This is a genomic window from Nostoc sp. JL33, from assembly GCF_017114985.1.
GTDB lineage: Bacteria > Cyanobacteriota > Cyanobacteriia > Cyanobacteriales > Nostocaceae > Nostoc.
The window spans coordinates 1-5016 of the sequence record NZ_JABXKP010000011.1; the positions used below are offsets into that span (position 1 = coordinate 1).

Here is a 5016-nt window from a genome sequence, read left to right on the forward strand (position 1 = left end):
CATTTTGGCAGTTTTTGACCCCTCTTTTTTCAATCTTGGTGAGAAATCCGGGTAAAGTGGCAATGGTGATTGAAGGTAACTGGGCAATTCCTTATCTAACTGAAACCTTTCCTCAACTAGAGTTTGCTACCGCGCAATTGCCTACTATTAATGACAAAAAAGGCACGATGGTTTTTACAGTTGCCTACGTGATGAATAATCTTGCACAGCACAAAGCCGAAGCCTGGGAATTGATTGCCTATCTCACGGGTAAAGAAGGGATGCAAAAGTGGACAGGAACAGGGTTTGCTTTGCCAACACGTAAATCAGTGGCCAAGATTTTAGGCTATGACCAAGACATGATGCGATCGCCATTAGTGGCGGGAGTTAATTATGCTACACCTTGGCAAGTAGGTCAGTATCCAAGTGCGATCGTCAATAACTTTGATAACCAGTTTGTCAGCGCCTTATTGGGACAACAACCATTAAAGCAGGCGATCGCGCGAGGGCAGAATGATGCGAATCAGCAAATTAGGGCGATGGAATAATGCTTAGTCTAAGTCAGGACTTACGCAAAAACCCTCTCAAACTCTCATTCCTCCGTGACCTCTGCGTCCTCTGTGGTAGCCTGCGGCAAGCCGCTCCGCGTCTACGTTTTTCATTAGCTGTGGGTAAGTCCTATAAGTAAGCAATCTTTCTCACCTCTACCAAATCACTTCTGAGTAGAAATTTGCTATCTCTTTATCTGCTGTAATTATTGCAGCTTGATTACTTCTGGCTAGTGCGACGACAACTCGATCTACTGGATCTCGATGACCCCATTCTAAATTCACGCTTTCCATCCAAATATTTTCATCAATGGGTACAATCTGAACGGTACTAGATTTTTTCAGCGTTACTACGTACTCGTTAAGATTGACTCCTAAATCTAGTTTTTGATTTTTGATTTTTATCGCAATTTCCCATATGGACATGGACGGGACAAGACCATTTTTATCCCTTTCCATGTAGTCGCACGCTTCTTTGGCTTGTTCAGAAAGTCTGGCTGGATCTAAACTCCACCAGATGAGGGCACAAGTGTCAAGGACTATCTTCACAATTGTGGCCATTCCTCAGTGGTTGGTGTAGTTAAATCTTCAAAGTACTTCACTTTACCGCGCATTTCCCTAAATAACTCTTCTGTTGAAGGTGCTTGTGCGTATTTGGAAATTTTCACGACTGGCTTACCGCGATCGGTAACTACAATTTCTTCTCCCTCTGACTCTACAAGTCGTAAGAACTCAAGAAGTTGAGATTTGAGTTTACTTTTGGAAATTGATTTCATAATAACCGTAGTCATGACTATAGTCATATTCTAATAGGACATAGCATCGGTTCTTACTTGCTTGCAATACAAATGCTCAATATTTCCGCCTATGACCAAGACCCCATGCGATCGCCATTAGTGGCGGGAGTTAATTATGCTACACCGTGGCAGGTAGGTCAGTATTCAGGTGCGTAGGCGTAGCCCGCCGTAGGCATCGTCAATAACTTTGATAACCAGTTTGTCAGCGCCTTATTGGGACAACAACCATTAAAGCAGGCGATCGCGCGAGGACAGAATGATGCTAATCAGCAAATTAGGGCGATGGGTTGACTTAGGACTTTTTTGGGAAATGAGAATTCTGTCTCACAGTACGGGAATACTTTAAGCAGAGGTTTCCCCAAATCAATTGCTCATTTATGAACTCGTCAGCACAACGGCGCAGTACCGCTCTAACTACCAGAACAGAGTTTTCGCCCTTTGGCAACAAGCTAGTGCTATCTGGCTATGCCAATACTGAACAGATGAGGCAGGCACTAATTGAAAGCCGCAAATCTGGCAGACCCCTAACGGAAGTACTAGAGTCAATCACTGGCCAACAACTATCGCCTGAGTTGCTCAGGCAATATAAAAAACAGCAGCTATTTGAACTGAAAATACTATATGGTGTTGAATTCCTTGATCCGGAAGTCAACTCCTTTGACAGCACGATGATGGGGAACCTGATTGAAACCCTCATCCCAGTGGATATCTGTCGTCGTCATCGTTTAGTACCACTGTCGAAGCACGAAGACCAAACCCCGCCCTCAGTTTTAGTGGCGATGGTCGCTCCAGATAATCTAGAGGCAAGCGATGACCTGAACCGCATCTTGCGCCCCCAAGGCTTGGCCTTGCAGAGGATGGTGATTACACAGGAAGACTACCAACAGCTAATCAACCAATATCTGGATGAAATGGCTGTTAAGCAAAAGCACCTGGAACAAGCAAAGTTTACAGATATTAATCAGGATTTAGAAAACCTCGGAAATCTTGAGATTTCCGATGCTCCTGAAGAAATGGAGGCTGATCTAGGGGCAGCGATGAAGGGTGCAGAGGATGCCCCAGTCATTAACCTAGTCAACAGAATCCTGGCTAAAGCCTTGCATGAAGGCGTTTCTGACATTCATATCGAACCGCAAGAAGAAAACTTACGTATTCGCTTTCGGAAGGATGGCATACTGATGGAAGCTTTCCCTCCCCTACCGAAAAAAATCATCCCGGCGGTGACAGCCCGATTTAAAATTATCTCCAATCTAGACATTGCTGAACGGCGTATACCCCAAGATGGGCGCATCCGACGGCTGTTTGAGGGACGTAAAGTAGATTTCCGCGTCAGCACCTTACCCAGTCGTTACGGGGAAAAGGTGGTGCTACGGATTTTGGATAACTCTTCCACCCAATTGGGATTGAATAAGTTAATTACTGATCCGGAAACTTTACAAATTGTCCAGGATATGGTAAGTCGTCCCTTTGGTCTAATTTTGGTGACTGGGCCAACTGGTTCTGGGAAAACAACCTCGCTATATTCTGCATTATCAGAAAAGAATGATCCTGGTATTAATATCAGTACTGTGGAAGACCCTATTGAGTACAGCCTTCCAGGGATTACTCAAGTACAGGTGATTCGGGAAAAAGGGCTGGATTTTGCTACTGCTCTGCGGGCTTTCTTGCGGCAAGATCCAGATGTGCTGCTGGTGGGTGAAACGCGGGATAAAGAAACGGCAAAAACAGCAATTGAGGCTGCCTTGACCGGTCACTTGGTATTAACTACCTTACATACCAATGATGCCCCAGGAGCGATCGCTCGTTTGGGAGAAATGGGTATTGAGCCGTTCATGGTTTCTAGTTCCCTAATTGGCGTTTTAGCTCAACGTTTGGTGCGGCGTGTATGTTCTGAATGTCGCATTCCCTACACTCCTACCGTCCAAGAATTGGCTCGCTATGGTCTATCAGCTTCCTCAGATGTCGAAGTCACCTTCTATAAAGCTAATACCTTGACATTAGATGCGATCGCCGAAGCCAAAACCAAAAATCAGCTTTGCCCAAAATGTAATGGCGGCGGCTACAAAGGGCGTTGTGGTGTTTATGAAGTTATGCGAGTCACGGAAAACCTGCAAACTCTCATCAACGAAGACGCACCTACAGAACGTATCAAGGAAGTGGCAATAGAAGAGGGCATGAAAACCTTGCTGTCTTACAGTTTGGACTTAGTGCGCGAAGGTTCCACCACTCTAGAAGAAGTAGAACGAGTCACGTTTACTGATACTGGTTTGGAAGCCGAATTAAAAGCCAAACGTAAGACTGGTCTTACCTGCCTGACTTGCGATGCCACATTGAAACCAGAATGGCTGGATTGTCCCTACTGTATGACATGTCGGTTTCAAAAGTAGTCATTAGTCATTGGTTAGTAACTTTAAACAAATCACAAATAACAAACATTAAAAGGAAGCAGAACTATGGAAATGATGATTGAAGACCTGATGGAGCAGTTGATTGAAATGGGTGGCTCGGATTTGCATTTATCCGCAGGTTTGGCTCCCTACTTCCGCATCAGTGGCAAACTCACCCCCATAGGTGAGCATGTATTGACAGCTGATCAATGTCAAAGGCTGATTTTTAGTATGCTCAACAATACCCAGCGTAAAACCTTGGAGCAGAACTGGGAGTTAGATTGTTCCTATGGTGTTAAGGGTTTGGCTCGCTTTCGGGTCAATGTCTATAAAGAACGTGGTTCTTATGCTGCTTGCTTACGGGCATTAAGTTCTAAAATTCCTAACTTTGAAAAATTAGGTTTGCCAGATATCGTCCGGGAAATGACAGATAAGCCCAGAGGGCTAATTCTGGTGACAGGCCCTACAGGTTCCGGCAAGACTACTACCCTAGCGGCAATGATTGACTTGATTAACCGCACCAAGGCAGAGCATATTTTAACGGTGGAAGATCCGATTGAATTTGTCTACGAACCAATTAAAAGTTTGGTTCACCAACGGCAACTGGGTGAAGATACTAAAAGCTTTGCTAATGCCTTGAAAGCAGCTTTGCGGGAAGATCCAGATATTGTTCTGGTAGGGGAAATGCGCGATTTGGAAACGATTTCTTTGGCAATTTCTGCCGCAGAAACAGGACACTTGGTATTTGGCACGCTACACACCAGTTCCGCCGCACAGACAGTTGACCGGATTATTGACGTTTTCCCCCATGAAAGACAAACCCAAGTGCGAGTGCAGTTATCTAACTCGTTAGTGGCGGTATTTAGCCAAACCTTGGTGTCCAAGAAAAGCCCTAAACCTGGTGAATATGGTCGGGTGATGGCTCAAGAAATTCTGATTGTCACTCCCGCTATTTCCAACTTGATTCGAGAAGGCAAAACATCTCAAATTTACTCGGCTATTCAAACTGGCGGGAAATTGGGAATGCAAACTCTGGAGAAGGTTTTAGCCGATTTTTACAAAGCAGGAACGATTTCCTTTGAAGCGGCGATGTCTAAGACTTCTAAGCCAGATGAAATCCAACGTCTCATCGGTAGTGCGGCACCGCCGCAGGCAGCAGGTGCGAAACCCGGTGCGGCTGCCAAAGCGCATTAAATGAACTGGGGAGATGAGGGGGATGAGGCAGACAAGCGAGACAAGAAGAATAACCCATGCCCAATGCCCAATGCCCAATGCCCAATGCCCAATGCCCAATGCCCAATGCCC

At 45.3% G+C, this 5016-nt stretch carries 4 protein-coding genes and 2 pseudogenes; 4 read left to right on the forward strand and 2 right to left on the reverse strand.

The window, feature by feature from the left end; translation table 11 throughout:
* The coding region (locus tag HWQ23_RS02395) for an extracellular solute-binding protein (RefSeq protein ID WP_292823165.1) at window positions 1-527 on the forward strand (527 nt) is incomplete at its 5' end.
* A 156-nt stretch (window positions 528-683) separates the two neighbouring features.
* Here HWQ23_RS02395 and HWQ23_RS02400 read toward each other — a convergent pair.
* Window positions 684-1076, reverse strand: coding sequence for a type II toxin-antitoxin system VapC family toxin (locus HWQ23_RS02400; protein WP_292823166.1), 393 nt, complete (start codon window positions 1074-1076; stop codon window positions 684-686).
* The gene (locus HWQ23_RS02405) at window positions 1073-1318 is read right to left on the reverse strand and encodes a type II toxin-antitoxin system Phd/YefM family antitoxin (RefSeq protein WP_292823167.1); all 246 of its coding nucleotides are present in this window, start codon (window positions 1316-1318) and stop codon (window positions 1073-1075) included. The genes HWQ23_RS02400 and HWQ23_RS02405 overlap by 4 nt, the downstream gene beginning before the upstream one ends.
* Before the next feature lie 75 nt (window positions 1319-1393).
* Between HWQ23_RS02405 and HWQ23_RS02410 the strand changes: the two are divergent.
* The 3 genes and pseudogenes from HWQ23_RS02410 to HWQ23_RS02420 form a co-directional block, all read left to right on the forward strand.
* A pseudogene (locus HWQ23_RS02410) lies at window positions 1394-1615 on the forward strand (ABC transporter substrate-binding protein); the annotation flags it as partial.
* Between the two features lie 86 nt (window positions 1616-1701).
* Complete coding sequence (locus HWQ23_RS02415; protein ID WP_292823168.1) at window positions 1702-3711, forward strand: GspE/PulE family protein; 2010 nt, start codon at window positions 1702-1704, stop codon at window positions 3709-3711.
* 63 nt (window positions 3712-3774) lie between these two features.
* Window positions 3775-4905, forward strand: a pseudogene (locus HWQ23_RS02420) (type IV pilus twitching motility protein PilT); the annotation flags it as partial.
* Between the last annotated feature and the right edge of the window lie 111 nt (window positions 4906-5016).